The 20,600-nt window shown below is 66.6% G+C and carries 19 protein-coding genes and 1 riboswitch; of the genes, 5 read left to right on the plus strand and 14 right to left on the minus strand.

Annotated features, from left to right (window positions below):
* The coding region (locus HMPREF0321_RS16670) for an SbcC/MukB-like Walker B domain-containing protein (RefSeq protein ID WP_006943377.1) at positions 1-1,959 on the plus strand (1,959 nt) is incomplete at its 5' end.
* Between the two features lie 26 nt (positions 1,960-1,985).
* Positions 1,986-3,239: a pyridoxal phosphate-dependent aminotransferase gene (locus HMPREF0321_RS00350; protein ID WP_040014178.1), complete on the plus strand. Its 1,254-nt coding sequence runs from the start codon at positions 1,986-1,988 to the stop codon at positions 3,237-3,239.
* A gap of 86 nt (positions 3,240-3,325) precedes the next feature.
* Here the strand turns inward: HMPREF0321_RS00350 and gcvP are convergent, their stop codons facing one another.
* From gcvP to HMPREF0321_RS00400, 10 genes are all read right to left on the minus strand, one after another.
* Positions 3,326-6,193, minus strand: coding sequence for an aminomethyl-transferring glycine dehydrogenase (gene gcvP, locus HMPREF0321_RS00355; RefSeq protein ID WP_006943382.1), 2,868 nt, complete (start codon positions 6,191-6,193; stop codon positions 3,326-3,328).
* 86 nt (positions 6,194-6,279) lie between these two features.
* Positions 6,280-6,376, minus strand: a riboswitch (glycine riboswitch).
* A gap of 68 nt (positions 6,377-6,444) precedes the next feature.
* Entirely contained in the window at positions 6,445-7,026 is a 582-nt protein-coding gene (locus HMPREF0321_RS00360; RefSeq protein WP_006943345.1) for a MerR family transcriptional regulator, read from the minus strand.
* 223 nt (positions 7,027-7,249) lie between these two features.
* Positions 7,250-7,753 (minus strand): bifunctional nuclease family protein, encoded by a 504-nt coding sequence (locus HMPREF0321_RS00365; RefSeq protein WP_050786398.1) that lies wholly within the window; start codon positions 7,751-7,753, stop codon positions 7,250-7,252.
* A 43-nt stretch (positions 7,754-7,796) separates the two neighbouring features.
* Positions 7,797-8,474, minus strand: a complete 678-nt coding sequence (locus HMPREF0321_RS00370) for a MerR family transcriptional regulator (protein ID WP_006943372.1) — start codon at positions 8,472-8,474, stop codon at positions 7,797-7,799.
* 11 nt (positions 8,475-8,485) lie between these two features.
* Positions 8,486-8,932, minus strand: coding sequence for an FHA domain-containing protein (locus HMPREF0321_RS00375; protein WP_040014173.1), 447 nt, complete (start codon positions 8,930-8,932; stop codon positions 8,486-8,488).
* A 142-nt stretch (positions 8,933-9,074) separates the two neighbouring features.
* On the minus strand, positions 9,075-9,464 hold the full coding sequence (gene gcvH, locus HMPREF0321_RS00380; protein WP_006943367.1) for a glycine cleavage system protein GcvH: 390 nt from the start codon (positions 9,462-9,464) through the stop codon (positions 9,075-9,077).
* A 46-nt stretch (positions 9,465-9,510) separates the two neighbouring features.
* Positions 9,511-10,347, minus strand: a complete 837-nt coding sequence (locus tag HMPREF0321_RS00385) for a DUF881 domain-containing protein (protein ID WP_050786399.1) — start codon at positions 10,345-10,347, stop codon at positions 9,511-9,513.
* Entirely contained in the window at positions 10,344-10,676 is a 333-nt protein-coding gene (locus tag HMPREF0321_RS00390) for a small basic family protein (RefSeq protein ID WP_006943348.1), read from the minus strand. Before HMPREF0321_RS00390 ends, HMPREF0321_RS00385 begins: the two co-directional genes overlap by 4 nt.
* A gap of 24 nt (positions 10,677-10,700) precedes the next feature.
* On the minus strand, positions 10,701-11,594 hold the full coding sequence (locus HMPREF0321_RS00395; protein WP_006943380.1) for a DUF881 domain-containing protein: 894 nt from the start codon (positions 11,592-11,594) through the stop codon (positions 10,701-10,703).
* Positions 11,591-12,184 (minus strand): CDP-alcohol phosphatidyltransferase family protein, encoded by a 594-nt coding sequence (locus HMPREF0321_RS00400; protein WP_006943329.1) that lies wholly within the window; start codon positions 12,182-12,184, stop codon positions 11,591-11,593. Before HMPREF0321_RS00400 ends, HMPREF0321_RS00395 begins: the two co-directional genes overlap by 4 nt.
* Positions 12,185-12,352: 168 nt before the next feature.
* Here HMPREF0321_RS00400 and HMPREF0321_RS00405 point away from each other — a divergent pair, with 168 nt between their 5' ends.
* Entirely contained in the window at positions 12,353-13,387 is a 1,035-nt protein-coding gene (locus HMPREF0321_RS00405; protein WP_006943340.1) for a hypothetical protein, read from the plus strand.
* A 26-nt stretch (positions 13,388-13,413) separates the two neighbouring features.
* Here HMPREF0321_RS00405 and HMPREF0321_RS00410 read toward each other — a convergent pair whose 3' ends face one another.
* A complete protein-coding gene (locus HMPREF0321_RS00410) occupies positions 13,414-14,910 on the minus strand; it encodes a sialate:H+ symport family MFS transporter (protein WP_006943396.1) in 1,497 nt (498 codons plus the stop codon).
* A 47-nt stretch (positions 14,911-14,957) separates the two neighbouring features.
* Here HMPREF0321_RS00410 and HMPREF0321_RS00415 point away from each other — a divergent pair, with 47 nt between their 5' ends.
* Both HMPREF0321_RS00415 and HMPREF0321_RS00420 read left to right on the plus strand, forming a co-directional pair.
* Positions 14,958-15,470 (plus strand): DinB family protein, encoded by a 513-nt coding sequence (locus HMPREF0321_RS00415; RefSeq protein ID WP_006943318.1) that lies wholly within the window; start codon positions 14,958-14,960, stop codon positions 15,468-15,470.
* Positions 15,471-15,919: 449 nt separating this feature from the next.
* A complete protein-coding gene (locus tag HMPREF0321_RS00420) occupies positions 15,920-17,455 on the plus strand; it encodes a PIN-like domain-containing protein (RefSeq protein WP_006943350.1) in 1,536 nt (511 codons plus the stop codon).
* Positions 17,456-17,472: 17 nt separating this feature from the next.
* Here HMPREF0321_RS00420 and HMPREF0321_RS00425 read toward each other — a convergent pair whose 3' ends face one another.
* Genes HMPREF0321_RS00425 through HMPREF0321_RS00440 form a run of 3 tightly spaced genes read right to left on the minus strand, consistent with a single transcriptional unit; the run spans position 17,473 to position 20,576 of the window.
* A complete protein-coding gene (locus HMPREF0321_RS00425; RefSeq protein ID WP_254653946.1) occupies positions 17,473-18,399 on the minus strand; it encodes a restriction endonuclease in 927 nt (308 codons plus the stop codon).
* A 16-nt stretch (positions 18,400-18,415) separates the two neighbouring features.
* Positions 18,416-19,423, minus strand: a complete 1,008-nt coding sequence (locus tag HMPREF0321_RS00430) for a ParB/RepB/Spo0J family partition protein (RefSeq protein ID WP_083803144.1) — start codon at positions 19,421-19,423, stop codon at positions 18,416-18,418.
* Entirely contained in the window at positions 19,407-20,576 is a 1,170-nt protein-coding gene (locus tag HMPREF0321_RS00440; RefSeq protein WP_254653947.1) for a DNA adenine methylase, read from the minus strand. The genes HMPREF0321_RS00430 and HMPREF0321_RS00440 overlap by 17 nt, the downstream gene beginning before the upstream one ends.
* Between the last annotated feature and the right edge of the window lie 24 nt (positions 20,577-20,600).

Genomic DNA, 20,600 nt, shown 5'->3' on the forward strand with positions numbered 1-20,600 from the left:
ATCGAGCAGGCCGAGCAGCGGGCCGGCGAGGCCGACGCGGCCCGGCTGCGCGCCGGCGCCTCCGCGAGCGCGGCCCGTGAACGCCTGAGGCACCTCGACGAGGCCGTGACCGCGCATCACGACGAACTGCGCGTCGCGGTCGAGGCGCTCGCCGACGATCTGTCGACGGCACGCGCGCACGATGACCCGGCGCAGCTACGTCACCTCGACCACGTCGAGACCACCGCGCGCCGTCTGGGCCATGCCGACGCGCTGAGGACGTGGCTCAGCACCGATGATGATGACGACGCACGAAAGGACGTCGTCCTGGCGGCCGACGTTCTGGGCGACAACGGCACGCCGGCCGGCGACGTACAGAACCACGATGCTTCGCTTGACGATGGCGCCCAAGCCGACGATGAGCGGAACGACGATGCACCGGCCGAAGACGCGCGGGCCGGCGAGGCTTTGGCCGACGCCGTCACGCGCGCGCTCACCGACCTCACGACGACGGCCGCTGCACTGTCTGCCGAAGCAACCCAAGCACGCGCGGCGCTCTCGAGCGCAGAAGCCGCCCACACGAAGGCACTTTCCGCGCTGAGCGCGGCCGAGGAGCGTTGCGTGGGAGCGCAGAGCGCCGTTGGTGAGGCTCGAACTGCCACGGAGCACGCGCTCGGCGTCCTCACCACTGCGCTGCAGGCGGTCCCGTCGGCCACCCTGGCCGCTCTCGGCGTCGATTGGCCGCCGCGCAGCGCGGCCTCCGGGACGGGTTCGTACCAGTCGCAGCAGCCGTCGAGCCCGGCGGCGGGCTCGACGCCGCCGGGGTCGCTGATGCCGGCGCAACGCATGGAGGCAGTCGCCGACGGGCTCGGCGCGCGCGCCGAGGTGGCGAAAGACCAGCCCGGCTCCCCCGCACCGCTCGAGCCGTCGCTCGTCGCGGCGGCGCTGGCGGCCGTCACCGAGCGTCGACGCCTCATCGATGACGTCGAGCGCGCCCAGCGCGACGCTCAGCACGCGGAGCAGGCCGCCAGCAGTGCCGGTCAGGCCGTGGCGGACGAACTCGCCGTCGCCGGACACGACACGATCGAACAGGCGCGCGCACTGGCCCTGCCCGAGGACGAGCGCGCCCGCCTCGACGCCACCTGGAACGACGCCGTCCGCCGGGTCGCCGCGGCACAGACGAGCCTCGAGGACGAGCAGGTGCGCATCGCAGCCTTCACCCCGGCCGCCGATCCGGCGCGGCTCACCCAGCGTGCCGAGGTGCTGACCCGCCGGGCCCAAGAGGCCACGACGGTCGCCGTCAAGTGGCAGCAGACTCAGGCCGTGCTCGACTCGGTGCGCCACCAGGTGGCCGACGCCGTCCGCACCTATCTGCCGATGGCCGAGCGCGCCGCGGAGACGGCCGAACTCGCTGCGAGCTTCACCGGCACCGGCGAGAACACCCGCCGCATGCGGCTGACGAGCTACGTGCTCGCGGCGCACCTCGAGACGGTCACGCAGATGGCCAACGAACGTCTGGCGACGATGACGGACGGGCGCTACCAGCTGCGCTACACCGACGAACGAGCCAAGGGCAACCAGCGCAGCGGCCTCGGGCTGCTCGTCGTCGACGCGTGGACGGGGCGCTCACGCGACACCGCCACGCTCTCAGGCGGCGAGGCGTTCATGGCCTCCCTCGCCCTCGCACTCGGCCTCGGCGATGCCGTGCGCGCCGACTCAGGCGGCCTGGAACTGCACACGCTGTTCGTCGACGAGGGGTTCGGCAGCCTCGATCAGGACACGCTCGAGCAGGTCATGGAAGTGCTTGACTCGCTGCGAGAGGGCGGACGGCTCGTCGGCGTCGTCAGCCACGTCACCGAACTGCGCGCCCGCATCCCCACGCACGTCGAGGTCGTCAAGACCTCCGAGGGCTCGAGCGTGCGGACGACGTCCGCGCCGGGGCACGCCGCCGTCCCGAATGCCGTGTCTACCACGCCCTGAGCGACGCGGTGTGAAAACCTGTGCTCATGCGTGCGATCCGACAGTCGAACAAGCTCCAGAACGTCCGCTACGACGTGCGTGGCCCGATCCTGGAGGAGGCGCAGCGGCTCGAGGCCGAGGGTCACAAGATCCTGAAGCTCAACATCGGCAACACGGCGGAGTTCGGATTCGAGGCGCCGGAGGCGATCCTCGCGGACATGAAGCACCACCTGCACCACGCGCAGGGCTACAGCGACAGCCGCGGCATCTATTCGGCGCGCACGGCCGTCGCGCAGTACTACCAGAGCCGCGGCCTCAAGGACACGCAGGTCGAGGACGTCTACATCGGCAACGGCGTCTCCGAGCTCATCACGATGGTGCTGCAGGCGTTCGTCGACGACGGCAACGAGATCCTCGTGCCCGCCCCCGACTATCCGCTGTGGACCGGTGCGGTCTCCCTCACCGGCGGTACGCCCGTGCACTACCTGTGCGACGAGGAGAACGGCTGGAACCCGGATCTGGCGGACATCGAGTCGAAGATCACCGAGAACACCCACGCCATCGTCATCATCAATCCGAACAACCCCACGGGCGCCGTCTACTCCGAGGATGTCGTGCGCGGCCTCGTCGACATCGCGCGCCGCCACGACCTCGTCGTCATGGCCGACGAGATCTACGAGAAGATCCTGTTCGAGGACGCTGTGCACCACCACGCCGCGACGTTCGCGGGCGACGACGTCCTGTGCCTCACCTTCAGCGGCCTGTCCAAGGCCTACCGCGTGTGCGGTTACCGCGCCGGCTGGGTCATGATCTCCGGGCCGAAGCACCTCGCCGAGGACTTCCTCGAGGGTCTGACGCTGCTCGCCAACATGCGCATGTGCGCCAACGTGCCCGCGCAGCACGCCATCCAGACCGCGCTCGGCGGCTACCAGTCGATCAACGAGCTCATCGGGCCCGACGGCCGCTTCTACGAACAATCGATGCTGGCCTGGCGAATGCTCAACGAGATCCCCGGCGTCAGCTGCGTCAAGCCGATGGGCTCGCTCTACACCTTCCCGCGCCTCGACCCCGAGATCTACCCGATCGACAACGACCAGGACTTCGTCATCGACCTCCTGCGGGCCAAGAAGATCCTCGTCACGCACGGCACGGGCTTCAACTGGGTCGCCCCCGACCACTTCCGACTCGTCACGCTGCCCGACGTCGACGTGCTCGAAGAGGCCATCGGACGCATCGCCGACTTCCTCGAGGACTACCGCCACCGCGCCGGCACCGGCGACCTCGTGCCCGAACGCGCCTGACGGCAGCAGACGACGAACGGCCGCTCACCCCGAGGGTGAGCGGCCGTTCGTCGCGGCGCTGTCAGCAGCGGCGCATCAGCTCCTCATCAGCCTTCGTAAGCCTCGGGCGCCGGGCAGGAGCAGATGAGGTTGCGGTCGCCGTACGCACCGTCGATGCGGCGAACGGGCGCCCAGTACTTGCTGCGCGGGTCGGTCGAGCCCGGGTAGACGGCGTCGCGACGCTCGTACGGGTGCTCCCAGTCGCTCGTCAACGACTCCGCGGTGTGCGGCGCGTGACGCAGGGCCGACTCGTCGGCGGCGACCTTGCCGTCGATGACGTCCTGGATCTCGGCGCGGATGGCGAGCATCGCGTCGACGAAGCGGTCGAGCTCCTCGAGCGACTCGGACTCCGTCGGCTCGACCATGAGCGTGCCCGCGACGGGGAAGCTCATCGTCGGGGCGTGGAAGCCGTAGTCGATGAGGCGCTTGGCGACGTCGTCGACGGTGATGCCCGACTCCTTCGTCAGCGGACGCAGGTCGAGGATGCACTCGTGCGCGACGAGACCGTCGGAACCCGCGTAGAGCACCGGGTAGGCCTCGCGCAGACGCTTCGCGACGTAGTTGGCGTTGACGACGGCCATCTGCGTCGCCTTCGTCAGCCCCTCGCCGCCCATGAGACGCACGTACGCCCACGAGATCGGCAGGATGCTCGCCGAGCCGAACGGCGCCGCCGAGATCGGGCCGACGCCCGTGGCGGGACCGGCCTCCGCGAACAGCGGGTGGTTCGGCAGGTGCGGCGCGAGGTGCTCACGCACCGCGACCGGGCCGACGCCGGGGCCACCGCCGCCGTGCGGGATGCAGAACGTCTTGTGCAGGTTGAGGTGCGACACGTCGCCGCCGAACTTGCCCGGCTGAGCGAGCCCCACCATCGCGTTGAGGTTGGCGCCGTCGACGTACACCTGGCCACCGGCCTCGTGGACGAGGCTGCAGATCTCGGTGATCGTGTCCTCGAACACACCGTGTGTCGAGGGGTAGGTGATCATGATGGCCGCGAGGTTCTCGCCGTGCTCCTTGAGCTTGGCCTTGAAGTCGTCGAGGTCGACCTCACCCGAGGCGGCCGTCTTGACGACGACGACCTTGAGGCCCGCCATGACGGCCGACGCCGCGTTCGTGCCGTGCGCCGAGGCGGGGATGAGGCAGATGTTGCGGTGCCCCTCACCGTTCGCCTCGTGGTAGGCGTGGATCGCGAGCAAGCCGGCGAACTCACCCTGCGAGCCGGCGTTCGGCTGCAACGAGATGTCGTCGTAGCCGGTGATCTCGCACAGCCAGCCCTCGAGGTCGGCGATGAGCTCGCGGATGCCCTCGTTCTGGTTGGCGGGCGCGAACGGGTGCAGGTGAGCGAACTCGGGCCACGTCACCGCTTCCATCTCGGTCGTGGCGTTGAGCTTCATCGTGCACGAACCGAGTGGGATCATGCCGCGATCGAGCGCGTAGTCGCGGTCGGCGAGGCGACGCAGGTAGCGCAGCATCGCGGTCTCGCTGTGGTGGCTGTTGAACACCGGGTGCGTGAGGTATTCCTCCGTGCGCTCGATCTCCTTCGGCCACGCCGTGTTCTCCGCCGCCTCACGGGCGCGGAAGCCCCATGCGGCGCCGAGCGCGTCGAGCTCGTCCTCGCTCGTCGTCTCGTCGACGCTGACGTAGACGGTGTCGTCATCGGCCTTCCACACGTTGACGCCGTGCTCGAGGGCCGAGTCGACGAGCGACTGGGCGCGACCCTCGGCGCGCACCGCGAGGGTGTCGAAGAACGTGTCGTGCTCGACCTCGAGGCCGGCCTTCGGCAGCGCCGTCGCGAGGCGGCGAGCGGTCTCGTGGACACGCTCGGCGATCGCCTTCAGCCCCTGAGGGCCGTGGTAAACGGCGTACATCGACGCCATGACGGCGAGCAACACCTGGGCGGTGCAGATGTTCGACGTCGCCTTTTCGCGGCGGATGTGCTGCTCACGCGTCTGCAGCGCGAGGCGGTACGCCTGGTTGCCGTCCGCGTCCACCGAGACGCCGACGAGGCGGCCCGGCATGTTGCGCTCCAGGCCGGAGCGGACGGCCATGAATCCGGCGTGCGGGCCACCGAAACCCATCGGGACTCCGAAGCGCTGCGAGCTGCCGACGGCGACGTCGGCTCCCCACGAACCGGGCGAGGCGAGCAGCGTCAGCGCGAGCAGGTCCGTCGCGGCGGTGATGAGGGCGCCGTGCTCGTGCGCGGCGTCGGCGAGCTTCTTCCACGCGACGATCTGACCGTCCGCCGCCGGGTACTGGACGACGACGCCGAACACGCTGCGACCACCGGCCGCCTCGACGAGGGCCTCGGTCGAGTCGACACCGCGCAGGTCGGCGACGATGACGTCGAGCCCGAGCGGCGTCGCGCGGGTCTGTGTCACGGCGATGCTCTGCGGCATGACCTTCGCGTCGACCAGGAGCACCGCATCCTTGGGCGCCTTGCTGACGCGGCGCATCAGCGTCATCGCCTCGGCGACGGCGGTCGCCTCGTCGAGCAACGACGAACCGGCCGTCGCGAGCCCTGTGAGGTCGGTGACGACGGTCTGGAAGTTGAGCAGCGCCTCGAGGCGGCCCTGGCTGATCTCCGGCTGGTACGGCGTGTAAGCGGTGTACCAGGCCGGGTTCTCGAGGATGTTGCGCTTGATGACACCCGGGGTGTGCGTGCCGTAGTAGCCGAGGCCGATCATCGAGGTGAGCACCGCGTTGCGCGACGCCCTCTCCCGCAGCTCGGCGAGGACGGCGGCCTCCGACGGCGCGGCATCGAGGGCGAGGGGGCGCTGCTGCGCGATCGTCTGCGGCACCGCACGCGCGATGAGATCGTCGAGCGAGCTCGCACCGATCGTTTCGAGCATGTGGTCGAGATCGTCGTCGCCGGGGCCGATGTGGCGGGCGACGAAGGGGGCGAGCGATTCGCTGGTCATGGAGGACTCCCGTGACACGTCGTGGGTGACGGCCAGCCGTTTGGCTGGCTACTCCCCCTCTGTCACACGCACGCGCTCCAGAGTTGCTTCACCTGGACGGTCCACTTCGCCTGAGAGGTTGCGGGGAGGCTTGCCCCTTCGGCGCCCGTGCTCGCGGCAACAGGTCTCTCCCGCCAGGTTCGACAGCGAACACCACAGTACCCGACACCCCTCGCGGGTATCGGGTACTCGAACGGACGAAAAGAGGCGGGTCAGCCGGCCTTCTTCGCGACGCGACGGCGGCGCAACTCGTCGCCGGGGTGCTCGGCCATCTCGGTGGCGTCGGGGCGCTCGCTCGGCAGTTCGGCGAGGGTGCCCTCGACCTCGCGCCAGACCGAACCGAGCGCGATGCCGAACACACCCTGGCCGCCGCGCAGCAAGTCGATGACCTGGTCGTCGCTCGTGCACTCGTACACGGACGCGCCATCGGACATCAGCGTGATGCCCGCCAGCTCGCGCACGCCGTGGTCGCGTAGCGCCGCGACGGCGACCCGGATCTGCTGCAAGGAGACACCCGCGTCGAGCAGGCGCTTGATGACCTTGAGGACGAGGACGTCGCGGAACGAGTACAGACGCTGGTGGCCGGAGCCGCTGACGTTGCGCACCGACGGCTCGAGCAGACCCGTGCGGGCCCAGTAGTCGAGCTGACGGTAGGTGACGCCCGCCGCGCGGCAGGCGGCGGGGCCGCGGTAGCCGAGCGTAGCGTCGTCGAGCGCTGCGGTACGGCTGACATCCGCATCGAGCGGCGCATGAACCTGCTTCTGCGATTCGTGCGCCTTGCCGGTGCTGACCACGGCGACCTCCTGGAAGAACAAAGACGTGAGCACGTGCAGCACGCCCTCTTGACTCCCTCAACGGTACGGGCGCGGGTCGCGCCGGGCAACGATTCGACACGCGACACGCCGGAAAGATTTCCCGTCATGACGCGCCATCACGGTCTGATCACGAACATTCACGTTCGAGTCGACGGTGAGTTCCACCCCTGCGCTACAGCTCAACGTTAAGTTGAGGGTTAACTCATTCGCCCGGTTCCTCGAAGTCGTCGGCGCTCACCTGGTCGAGGAATTCGCGGAATTTCTCGACCTCTTCCTCCTGCTCGTCGGCCACCTCGAGCCCAGCGGCGGTGACGACGGCGTCGTCGACGAGGATCGGCGTCTGGGCGCGCACGGCGAGGGCCACGGCATCACTCGCGCGCGCATCGACGCGGCCGCCGTCGTCGAAGACGAGGCTCGCCTCGAAGACGTCGTCGACGAGACGCGAGATCTCGACGTGGTCGAGGGCGCGACCGGAGGCGGCGGCGACGTCGAGGAGCAGATCGTGCGTCAGCGGGCGGGGCGCTTCGACGCCCTCGGCGTACAGGGCGATGATGGAGGCCTCGGACGAACCGATCCACAATGGGACGTGGATGGGGCCCGATTCGATCCGCAGCAGCAGCACGGGGCTTGCGGTGGGGACGTCCATGCGGATTCCGGCGATCTCAGCGCGTTTCACGACGACCACGCTACTCCGTCGACGCCGCATCGGCGCGTGCCGGTCGCTCGCGCTCGGGGCGTGGCGAGCACCGTCAGTGACGCAGGCCGGCCTTGACGAGCGCGATGTGCAGCGCGAGAGCGCGCTGAGCGATCGTCACGCGTTGCGTCGTGTCACGCAGCGGCACCTGCTCCACGAGACCGACCTCACGGTCGGCGGCGAGGCGGAACGGACGCAGGTGACGGGCCTGCACACCGAACTCAGCGAGCCCGGCAGCAGCTGTCGCGACGGCGAGTGCGTCGGCGTCGAAGTGACCACCGGAATCAGCGCGGATGAGGCCGAAGGTCACGAGGTCGTCGATGAGCGAGGTGCTCGCCTGAGCCCCACGGGCCAGTTCGTCGCGCGTCAGCGACAGGTTCTCGCGGGGCGCGGCCGTGAGCTGTTCCTCGCTCGGGACGTCTTCGTCGACGTGTTGAGCGGGGACGGCGGGCACGGCAGTCGCCATGACGTCCTCGTCCGGGGTGAGACCGCGATCGTAGGCGTCGAGGGCGTCACGGATGACCTTGAGCGGCCAGAAGCGGTCACGCTGCGCGCGCAGCACGAAGCGGAGGCGGTCGATGTCCTCGTGTGAGTAGCGGCGGTAGCCCGAATCGGAGCGCTTCGGCGAAACGAGCCCCTGCGCGTCGAGGAAACGGACCTTGGAGACGGTGAGGTCGGGAAACTCCTCGCGCAGTTCGTCGAGAACACCGCTGATCGTGAGACCGTGCGCCATGCGTGAAGCCCTCAGGCCTTCGTCGGGGCCGCGTAGTAGGTGAGACGGTACTTGCCGATCATGACCTCGTCACCGGTGCGCAGCTTCGCCTGGTCGACGAGCTGACGCGCGACGTACGTGCCGTTGAGCGAGCCGATGTCCTGCACGCTGTAGCCATCCTCGTCACGCACGAAGATCGCGTGACGTCGCGAGACGGTGATGTCGTCGAGGAAGATGTCGCTCTTCGGGTGACGCCCGGCGCTGACCTCGGCGGCGTCGAGCAGGAAGCGCGCCCCGGCGTTGGGCCCGCTGAGGGCGATGAGCAGGGCGGTGTTCGGGCGCAACGCCTCGACCATGGCCTGGTCGGCGGGCGACAGGCTGCGCGGCGCCTCCGTCGACAAGGTCGCAGCGGCCTCGTGCGAGCCAGGGACGCCGATCGTCGTGGCGTCACCGACGTAGGTGTTCTGCTCGTCAACCATGGTGTGCACCCCCGCGCCGCGACGACGCCGTTCGTGGATCTCGCCTCAGCCGCGAAGGGCTGGAGGGCTCGGAATTGTTGGTCAGAATACCGTCACCCGGCGATCGTCGTGCAATCGCCGGGTGGTCTGGTCCTCGAGGAGCTCAGTCGAGCGAGGCGCGGTAGGCCTCGACGTCCATGAGGGCCTCGACGGCGGAGGCGTCGGAGACGCGGATCTCGAACATCCAACCCGACTCGTACGGGTCGGTGTTGACCGTGCCCGGCTCGGCGTCCAGCGTGTCGTTGACGGCGACGATCTCGCCGTCGAGCGGGGAGTACAGGTCGCTGACCGACTTCGTCGACTCGACCTCGCCGCACGACTCACCGGCGGTGACGGTGTCGCCGACGGCCGGCAGGCTGACGTAGACGACGTCACCAAGAGCGTCCTGGGCGTACGACGTGATGCCGACGCGCACTGTGCCCTCGCCCTTGTCGGCCACCCACTCGTGGTCCTCGGTGTAGCGCAGGTCGGCGGGGTACTGAAGATCGCTCATGACTCTCCTTGGTTGGTCGTCGTGGTGTCGGCGAACACGGTGGGGTTCACTTCGCCCCGGCGATCGAGGTGATCTTGTTCGTGGCGCCCTCGGTGACCTTAACCCGGGCGCCTGCTTGTGTCAGCGTATCCGTCACACCACCCGGAATGGCCATTGCGGTGCTCATCGTGTGCGGATCGCCGATGGCCGTGATCGTGAACGTCGAGGGCAGCTTGTCGCCCTGCACGCCGGCCGATCCGTCGACGTCCGAGAACCACGTCGAGGCGATGACGCGGTGACCGCCGACGTCGATCGACTCGGCGCCCGCGTCCCGCAGTTCCTGCACGGCGTCGAGCACGTTCGCGGACGTCACCTTCTCACCGCCGTCGACGCTGATCGTGATGCCGGGGCCGCTGACGGCGACGCTGCCGTTGAGGATGCGCATCTGGTCGAGTCGCTTCTGCGCGTCCTCGACGGCGGCTCGGTCACCGCCGGAGGCCAGCTTCGACTTGCTCTCGCGCAGGTCGCCCAGCTCCGTCTCGAGGCGCGCCGACTGATCCTGCACGGTCGACAGCAGCGCCACGAGGTCGGACTGCGACAGGTTGTCCAGGCCGGACTTCTCGTGCTGACGCACCTGCGTCATGACGGCGAAGCCCAGCCCGAGCGCGAGCACGGACGCCGCGAGGGTCCCGACGCCGGTGCCGGGGCCGCCGAACGCGAACCGCTTCCACGGACGGTGGTGCGCCTGGGGCGGCGAGCCCGCGTCTGAGGAGTTCTCGCCCCAGGGGTTCTCGGGCCGAGGCTCGGACCCGTGCGGGGCCTGAGCGTCGAGCTGCCCCTCGGGCGTCGTCTCACGCGGGGTCGCGGGCTCGTCAGCAGGTGTGCGCATGCCGGGGGCACTCATGCCTTGAAGATGTGACGACGGATGGAGGCGACGTTCGTGAAGATGCGCAAGCCGAGAACGACGACGACACCCGTCGACAGCTGACTGCCGACGCCGAGCTGGTCGCCGAGGAAGACGATGAACGCTGCGACGACGACGTTCGACAGGAACGACACGACGAAGACCTTGTCGTCGAAGATGCCGTCGAGCGCCGCGCGCAGACCACCGAACAGCGCATCGAGCGCGGCGATGACGGCGATCGGCAGGTACGGCTGCATCCACACGGGGACGTCGGGGTGCAGCCACAGCCCGAGGGCGAGGCCGACTGCGAGTCCGATGGCAGGTAACAACGTGTTCTCCTCGGGGGTGGTGCGTCAGGGAACGATGCGGGCGTGCGTGACGTGCACGCTGTCGAGGGCGGGCAGGTCGACGTCGTTCGAGGCGTTGCTCGTCACGCCGAAACCGGACTTGCGCAGACTCGCGGCGTACTGGTCGGCGAACGAGCCGGTGAAGGTCTTCTGCATGTCGTCTGGTCCCATGACGCTGATCTCGTACGGCGGCGTGAGCGGGCGGAAGTTGACGAGGACGGCCGAGCCCGCGAACCGGATCGCCGTCATCGACGTGACGCGCTGGCCGTTGATGGCGATACCGGTGGCGCCGGCCTGCCACCACCCGTTGACGAGCTGCTGCAGGTCGGTCGAGGTGACCGCGTCCGCGGCGTTCCCGGTGCGTGGATCGCTGTCAGCCGAGTCGGCGTCCTTGGTGTCGGGGTTCGACACCGTCATGACGACGCCCGGGCCGCGAACCTCGGCGAGGCCCGCCGTCCGCGTCGCGTCGTCGAGCGTCTTCTTCAGCCCCGCCTGCGACTGACGATCGAGAGCGCCCTTCTGCGCCGACGCGACGTCGTCGCGCAGCCGCGTGAGCTCGGCGGAGGCGTCGTCGTTGTCGCTCTGCTTCCTCTCGATCTGGTCGACGAGCTGTGCGTGCCGATCCTGCGCGACGGCGCGGGGCACGCGCAGCGCGTGCGCGGCCGCGCCGACCATGAGGCCGATGAGCAGCAGGGAGATGATGAGCAGCGGTGAGCGTCGCCAGCTGCGCGCAGGCGCGCCCTGAGCCTCGCGGCGCGCCGCCGAGTCGGCGTACGAGGGGTCGATGGGGTGACGCATCGCATCGAAGATGAGCGCCATGCTCGCCGCGGGGTCACGCACCTCGACCTCGCGCGGCGCGGCGCCCGGACGTTCGTGGCGGCGCCAGTGAAGGCGCGTCACCGTGCGGCCTGCGGGGCTCGAACGGCGTTGACCATCTCCCTCACCTGCACGGCGTAGAGCAGCCCGGCGAGCCAGTACAGCGTCACGCCCCAGATGACGAACGCCCAAGCGATGGGAGCGGCGACATCCCCGACGGTGCCGTCGAACTGTGCGACGACGAGCAGCGGGAAGGCGTAGAGGAGGTTGAACGTCGCGGCCTTGCCGATGAAGTGCACGGGCGGCAACGGCAGCCGGTGACGGCGCACCGTCGGCGCGAGAGCGAGGATGAACAGCTCGCGCGCCACGAGGGCGAGCACGACCCACAGCGGCAGGATGCCGCGGATCGCGAGGCAGACGATCGTCGCGGCGATGTAGAGCCGGTCGGCCGCAGGGTCGAGCAGCGCGCCGAGACGCGATTCCATGTGGAACCTGCGGGCGATCTTGCCGTCGGCGTAGTCGGTGAACCCGGCGATCATGAGGACGACGAGACCCACACCGTCTTGATGGGCGAGCAGCAGCCACACGAACAGGGGCACCCCGAGCAGCCGCAGCATCGACAGCGCGTTCGGCACCGTCCACACGCGACTCGTCGGATCCCGGGTCTCGCTCACGGTGCCACCCTAGGTCCGATGACGCCCGGAGGCGAACACGACGCGCCACCCGTGAACAGGGGGCCGTCGCCATCCGCGCCTCGGGCCTCGGCGCGCCGCCGGTGGCGCCCGGTGCCTGCGTGGATAGGTTGGAGGGGACCAGCCGTCCATCCGAAGGAGTGACAGGTCTTGTCCATCCGCCACCGCACGCTCGCCTCCGCGAGCGTCGTCGCAGCCATCGCCGCGCTGAGCGCGCCGTCCGCCATGGCGGGTGCTTCGCACCCCGCCCAGCCCGCCGCGAGTGCCACGTCGAAGAACGCTGCGCCGAAGAAGGCGACGCCGAAGAGCACCGGCGCGAAGAACATGACCGCGACGCCCTCGTCAGCGCGCCACGTCTCCACCGCGACGAAGGGTTCGACGAAGCCGACGACGGTGCGTGGGGCCAAGAGCACGCCCACGACGACGGCGCGAGCTGCGCACGCCGCGCCCAAGCAGGCGACGTCCGACAGCAGCGTCATGGTCCGCCCGAAGGCGACGGTGCGCCCGGCGCCCGTCAAGCCCGCCGCGTACGCGAACTGGGCGGGATACCAGGCGAGTATCGCCGGCCCTGAGAGCATCCACGGCACCTGGATCGTGCCCAAGGCAACGTGGCCGGGGCGCGACGGGTACTCGGCCATGTGGGTCGGGCTCGGCGGAGGCACCGCGAAGCAGGGCGAGCTCGTGCAGGCAGGAACGGAGTCCAATGTCGTCTGCACCGCCGTCACGCGCAGGCACTGCACGAAGTGGAAGACGAGCTATTACCCGTGGATCGAGACCTACCCGAGCCGCGCGCAGGAACGCATCACGAACCTGGCGGTCGCGCCCGGCGATGCGGTCGAGGTGACGGTGCGCTACGCGGCGAAGGAAGGCCGTTCGTACTTCACGCTGTGCAACTGGCGCACGAACGACTGCGTCGGCACGGACCGCAAGAGTGCGGCACCGCGCGGCGTGGCCGAAGCGGTGCTCGAACGCACGAGCGGAGCCGACGGCCGGGCCCGCGCGCTGGCGAACGTCGGTTCCCCTACCTTCTCCAGCGTCTACGCCAAGGGCAAGGACGGCACGCGCAACCTCGCCGGTTGGCCGTCGACACGCATCACGATGAGCACCGGCGCCGCACTCGCCGTCCCCAGCGGGATCAGCCGCACGGGTGACACGTTCTCCGTGAGCTACCGCCGCCCGGCTTGAGGCGCGTCTCCGAGGCGCGTGATGCCTCAGACCGCCTGTGACGTCGCGCGGGTGACGATGTCGCTGCCGTCCTCGGGGCGCACGGCGCTCGGGCGGATGAGTCGCTGCAGGCGCAGCGGGAGCTTGAGCGCGACGAGCAGGATGACGACGCCGGTGAACGTCGCCGACAGCGTCATGAGCGCCGAGCCGAGTGGCATGCGTCCGGCGAGCTGCGCTCCGACGACGGGTGAGATGGCGCCGCCGAGTGCGCCGACGTTGTAGGTGAAGCCGAGCCCGGCCGCGCGCTTGTCGAGCGTGAACCAGCTGACCATCCACTTCGGCACGAGCCCGCCGACGCCCGAACCGAAGCACTGCTGGACGAAGAGCATGACGCCGATGAGGACGACGTGCGAGCTGCTCATCGTGAAGATGGGCCACAGCAGCGGGATCGACAGGGCGAGGCTGCCCCAGTAGGCGCGCGTCGTTCCGAAGCGGTCGCCGGTGAACCCAGCTAGGACGGCGCCGGCGGCCGTACCGAAACCGGACCAGAACAGCACGTCACCGACGGTCGCGGCGCTGAGGTGCAGCTCCGTCTTGAGGTACGTCGGCAGCAGCGCGGTGATGGGCCACGCGAAGAAGAACACGGTGAACACGACGAGCGTGACGCCGAGCGCCGTCGGCCAGCGCTCGGGCTCGAACTGGACGAGGAACCACACGAATGTCGCGGCCGTCATGAGCGCGAGCACCGTCGTCATGAGCGCCCCGCTCGAGTGGCCCGTGAAGATGACGAGCAGCGCGGCGAACACCACCAGAGTCAGGACGACGTTGAGCGCCGCGCGACGGCCGCGGTAGAGCGTCGTGAACATGTCGGGGGCTGCGTCGAGGTCGCCGCTGCGCTTGGCGTGTTCGAAGTCCGCGGGTTCGGGCAGCGCGCGCCGCAGCCACAGTGCGAGGACGATCGGCACGAGCCCGAGCGCGAACAGCGCCCGCCATCCCCACGCCGGGACGACGAAGCGGTACAGCTGCGCGACGAGCACCCCGCCGATCGAGAAGCCGCTGATGAGGAACGCGGACGCCTTGTTGCGCAGGTGCTGCGGCCACGACTCGATGACGTACGTCGCGCTCGCCGAGTACTCCCCCGCCATGCCGAACCCGATGAGCAGACGCGCGACGAACATCATGAGGTAGCCGGTCGAGACGGCACACAGCGCGGAGCCGACGGAGAACGTCACGATCGCTGCGACCATCGCCTGCCGGCGCCCGATCGTGTCGGCGACGGCGCCGAGGACGAGCCCGCCGAACCAGCGGGAGACGAACGCCGCGCTGATGAGCGTCGTCGCCTGCACCGTCGACAGGTGGAACTCGTCGGCGACCTCCGTCAGCACGAGCGTGATGATGACGAAGTCGAATCCGTCGAGCAGGTAGCCGAGCCAGGCGGCCCAGAACGCCTTCCACTGCGGCCCGCTCACCTCGCGGTACCAGGGCAGGTCGGACGCGGGCGCGTCGTCGCGCGGCGGGCGCTCGGAGGCGGATGGCGTCGTCATGGCGTCAGCATAGGCAGTCGTTGCAGCGGGGGCGTAGCGTTGGTGCCATGGATGCCATCACGCTCATGCTCGACCTCGCACAGCGCCCCCTCGACGCGGCCGGGTCCCTGCGCCCGCAGCTGACCCACGAGAAACTCAACGCCCACCCCGGCGGGCACGACAACTCGATCGCATGGCTGCTGTGGCACACCGCGCGCGAGATCGACGCCCAGGTCGCGCAGTTGTCCGGCGACGAATTGATCTGGACGGCACAGGGTTTCGATGCGCGCTTCGGACTCGATGTCGACGATGACGAGATCGGCTTCGGCCACAGCCCTGAGCAGGCGCGGGCGGTCGTCGTCACGGATGTCGCGTTGCTGTTCGAGCACCTCGAGGCGGTCGTGGCGGCTCAGAAGGCGTACATCAGCTCGCTGTCCGCCGCAGACCTCGACGACGTCGTCGATGAGTCGTGGGATCCGCCCGTGACGCGCGGGGCGCGTCTCGTCAGCTGCACGGAGGACGCGCTGCTGCACCTCGGCCAGGCGCTCTACGTCGCCGGCATGACGTCGCTCGGGGAATGACGCCCCGTGGGCTGCATCAGGCCGTGGTTCACGATGTACCAGGCTGGAGGTGAACACAGAAACGTTCGGGTTGACAGGATTCGAACCTGCGACCCTTGACCCCCAGGCGTCCAAACAGCTCGGACGAGACCAGATTGCGCGTCATTCCGCCAGTCAGGTCATGCCGGGCGCGTCACGAGATGCATGGTTTGCATGGATGTGGTCCCCTTCTGGTCCCCCTCCCGTGCGACCCGAGAAGTGCCACCAGAGGCTCACCCCACATCAACTGCGGGGTGCTCCTCCAGCCCTCGCTGCACGACTGGCTTGACCGAGTCAAGGGCGCGTCAAGAGACACCAGGAAGAGATTTCTGTGCGCGTGACCAGGTACGATGACACTCCCTAGCCCCCAGGCGCGAACTCCGGGAGACTAGTAGACACACTGCACAGCAGCGGCGCATGGGAGGCAGACGATGGGAGACGCTCCTTCAGGACGGGGCATCTACGACGGCTTCGAGGGGTACCGTGATCCGACCGAAGTTGAAGTACTGACTCTTCTAGAGACGTGCCCTATCGTCCTGGACACGAACGTGCTCCTAGACATCTACGGATTCGAGGAACCGGCCCGGCTGCTTGCTCTAGACGTCCTAGAGTCCATCCGATCTCGCCTTTGGCTGCCGCACCAGGCGATGCGGGAGTTTTGGCGCAATCGCCACAGCGTGATTGCTGACATCCCAAGCCCCGTCCAGCCAATCGACGCCGTGCGCAGCGAACTGCTCGCGATCGTCAACTCGCTACGCCCGGACCGCGAACGACCAGAAGAGATTCAGGCCATGCGGGAAACCGTTGAGACACAACTGAGCGAGTTGGCAGACGCAATCAGTAAGGCGCGAGGAAATCCGCTCAATGTCGCGCAGATCCTCAGTGACACAAGCCTCGACCCGGTACTGGCCAGACTCGAGGAAATCTTGAAGGGACGAGTAGGTCCATCATTCGGGGACGACGAGCCTTCCTTGATCGACGCGGGACTAAAGCGATTCGCAGACAAGGTTCCGCCTGGCTACAAGGATGGCGAGGAAAAAGCCGACCAAATTCCTGAGCGAGGTACGGGCGACTACTTAATGTGGGAGCAAACGCTAAGGTACCTCGCAGACTTCCAGGCACCCTCCGACGCATTTGTTTTAGTCACCAACGATGCGAAGGAGGACTGGCGGATCAACATCACTACACCGAAGAAGCGCCCCCTCGGTGTCCGACCTGAGCTCGTCGCGGAGGCTCTCGAACGCACCGGGCTTCGTTTGGTATTGCTGCAGCAGAGCGATTTTTATCGCCTCATGTCGCGAATCCGACTAAGCGATAAAGCGGCCTCTGACTCGCTAGTCGAAGCCAGTGCACTCAGTAGCCGCGAGCACACACCGAACGAATCGCAATGGTCAAAGGCAGCGTACAAGCAACTTCTATACGAGCTTAGCGAGGCAGGAAGCCAGGTTCAGGCAGATATCATCTCGCTCGCTGCTCAAGCCGGCGGATTCATTTCACGTGCCGAGATCTATGAGCACGCCGGCTACGCCGAAGATCGTTCGCTGAGGCGCTTCGCCATGCCCGCCCAGCGGATCGCGCTCACGCTCATCGAAGGCGAACTCCTCTCGGAACATGCTCCGATGCCCCTCGAAGCAATATACGAGGGGCCAGGGAAGACCATCGGCTACCGCGTCCCTCGCGAGTTCACGGAGTACGAAGCGCAGCGCAACGAGCAGCCGACCTGGGTGCAGGCAGCCGCAACCGTTGCGGCCACTGCGCCCGAGCGTGTCTGGACCGTCAACGACCTGGTCTCCGAGATCCGCAGACTAGGCATTCGAGACGTCTCGGCTGCGAGAACGCCTGAAGCAACCCTTCGGCGTGATCTCTCGCTAAGAGACGGAACCTACTTCGATCAGGTTAATGGAGGTTTCAAGCTCCGCTCCGGTGCCGCTGCCGGAGCGCAGGACGATGCGACTTCGGTCGTCTAGGCAATGTCTATTGACTCTTAGCGAAGTAGCGCGTGTCTCACAACTGATTCAAGCTCCGCGCCCATGTCATCTGCCGAGAGAATCTTCTCAAGCTGATCGCGATCAATCATCGCGACGCATATCTCCTGTGTCGAGAATCTAAGCTCCTGCATTCTTGCATCTTCCGTGAAGCCAGCTAGCGATACCAAGATGGCGATACGAGCAGTTCCGCGCTTAGTCTGGAGCTTGGTGATGAGCGACGAAACCATAGGCTGTGATGCCTTATCGGCGCGGTTTTTGGCTTCGACCAAGATGAAGGGCACACCCGATTTCTGCCAGACGCGAGAACTAAAGTTGTCGATTTGGAGAATCAGATCGATCTCCTCGGTTTCGTTCCTGTAGTTGCGTTCCACCACTTTCAGATCGCTTACCTGGGCGAACGCAAAGGCGAGAAGCGCCTCTAGCCTTCGCCCCTTTTGTTGCGAAGTACCTTCGCTGATGCGATCCCAGACCGCTTTCGCCACACTCCGTCGAAGCTCTGGCGACACCGGAACCTCAACGTCAGCCAGCGCGGCGAGTAGTGCACGGGGTTCCAGTTGTCTGGCTGCCACATAGTCATCAAGAACAATGACGTCAGCATCGATTCCAACTAACAGCTCAACGACTTCTGGCTTAAATAGAGACGCGAGATACAGAGCAAGCGTCGGTATAATCCCCCTATCGGCAGCGAGCTGAAGACGGTCGCGAGCAAATCTCGGTATCTCGTCCTGCAGAAAGACGTAAAGAAGCTGAGTCCCGTCTTTGGATACTGCGCTCGGCTTCCAACGCTTGCTCCCGAGGTTCAACTCAGTGTCTTGAACCCAGTACTTGCCTTTCGCGCTTGCACAGATGCGATCAGTAGCGGCAGATACATCTCCTACACCTATGGGGCGCCCGGGTGATGGCTCATCGACGATCTCTTCCACGAGGGCGCCCTCGACCTCAGCCGCGCTGCTCATTCGCATCGATCAGCGCGGTGACTTGCGTGATGAGTTCTCGCCCAAGCCGGCAAACCTCTTTGTAGTCCGGGGTGCCGTCAGTCTGAGTCAGCAAGCGCGCAAACACAGCAACCATCGTGGAGGTCCGGCGACCGAGTTTATCCACCTCAACCATCATCTGGACGGTCTCTTCGTAGGCGTCATCGATAGTCGCTTCCGACTTCTCAATGAGATCACGAATCGAGGTGTCGAGCGTAGACTCACCCGTTCCATTCGAGGTTGCGTCCTGAGCCGCAAACTTGATGATCGGCGAGACCTTACGGAGGCTCACCGTGTCCGTGATGACTTGATCGAGCCGCTTCTGGACGAACGCGCGACTGACCTGTTCTTCGCCATACTGATCGAGGATTGCAGGCCTGTTGTTTCTGAGTGCGTCAATGACGTTCTTCTTCAACTCCCAGAAGAAGTTGAGCGGAATCGTTTCTTCCTGGATATAGTCCTGCCACTCGTCAGGAAGCGTTACGACGTAACGAAGTTGGCGTACCCGTTCGATGGATAGTCCAGTGAGGTCACGCAACTCACTGTCGTTGGGGTCGCGACCCTCAGACTCCTTGACCTCCTCTACGAGTCGCTGGAGGGCCCTTGCGGTGGGGATGTCTCGCCAAGGCTCCCGGATCAGATGGATGTTGAACATCTGCTGAAGCATTTCACGATCACTGCGCTCAGTTGTGATGAGCGCGGGAATCTTGACGTGCCCAAGATCACGAGCGCACCGGAAACGGCGTTCACCATCGACCAGAACGTATTCCCCGTCCTTGGGGTACACCACGATCGGAACCAGCACGCCCTCCAAATCGATGGAGTCGGTCAGGCGATCCAGTTCATCCTGCGGAAAATCCAGCCGCGGATTGCGGCGGTTGGGAACTACGTCGGCCACATTCAGTTCGCGCAACTCCGCGGTCACGTTCTGCGATGGTGCGGCTTGCTCTTCCTGCTCAGACGAGACAGACATATAGATTCTCCGTTGCTGACTTCTTTGAAGCGCCCGTTGAAGCACCCATCGTTGAATGATTGGCCTCGTACGAGTAAGTCTCAACATCACCGAAATATTGGCCGGCGATCTCGGCAACGGACATTCCGGCGTCACCAAGCAATCCGCTTGACGGGTAACTGATGACGAGTGGGACCCGCATCCTCGCCACATTCCGGCAGAGGTCGTGGAAGGACGCGACCACGGCAGTCTTCAGCGAGAACCCCGTGGTGAAACGATCGGATCGGTTCCTCCCGGCACCACTCGAATCCGGAAAATCGTAGCGGTACAGCGTTTCGTACATGTGGTAGTACCTGCTGTACTGGTCTTTCGTATATGGAGGGTCCGCGTAGACCGTCCCGATATCTCGGAGTTCCCCGGCGCTAACGAGATCAAGGGCATCCCCCACATACACAGTGTTCCGACACCTCCATGATTCGGAACCAACTTGTGAAACTGCATCGAGCGAGTTTGCGAACTCGTCCCAGAGCGAACGTGACCAAGTACGCACGATCCGGGTGTGAGCTGATCCAGAGTTCGGCCGAAGATATTGTGCCGTGTGGCCAGGAGCATTAACGAGGACGGATGCGCCAGCGATCCAGGCCGCCACGATCCAGTCACGCTCGTCTAGCCGGTCATCGCTATCGATTGCAGCCCGCGCGGCATCCAGCTCGATTGCCTGTCGAAGGCTCAGATAGCCTGCGGAAAAATAGAGGGTCGCCAACTCATAGTGTGCAAAACCACTCGATTCAGCCGCCGTTCTCGCGGCGCGGCGACGAGCAGCGGAGTTCCCTACGTGCTGCGCCTTGTCCATGTAGCTGAGCAGATCAGTCCGTGAGCCATCGAGCGCAATGGCTTCGCTCTTCAACTCAGAGGCGTACGCCTGTTCCAACTCTTGGAGCCTTGCCTCGTACTTAGGCAGCAGGCGTTCCACCACCTCGGTTGAGCTGGATTGACGATCCTGGCCGGTGAACCGAGCTCTTGACAAGGCAGCCGTGAAGCTCATCGCGTCGTTCGTTACCACCGAGGCCGTCTCCGTGAGGCTCTCGGCTACGCTGCCCATGCCGGAGAAGAGGTCCACAACCCGTCCATCGGGTTCAAGTTGGGCGATAGCATCACGCACGTGATCCGCCATGTGACGCTTTGTGCCCATGTAGCG

This window comes from Dermacoccus sp. Ellin185 (genome assembly GCF_000152185.1).
In the GTDB taxonomy this organism is placed as follows: domain Bacteria; phylum Actinomycetota; class Actinomycetes; order Actinomycetales; family Dermatophilaceae; genus Dermacoccus; species Dermacoccus nishinomiyaensis.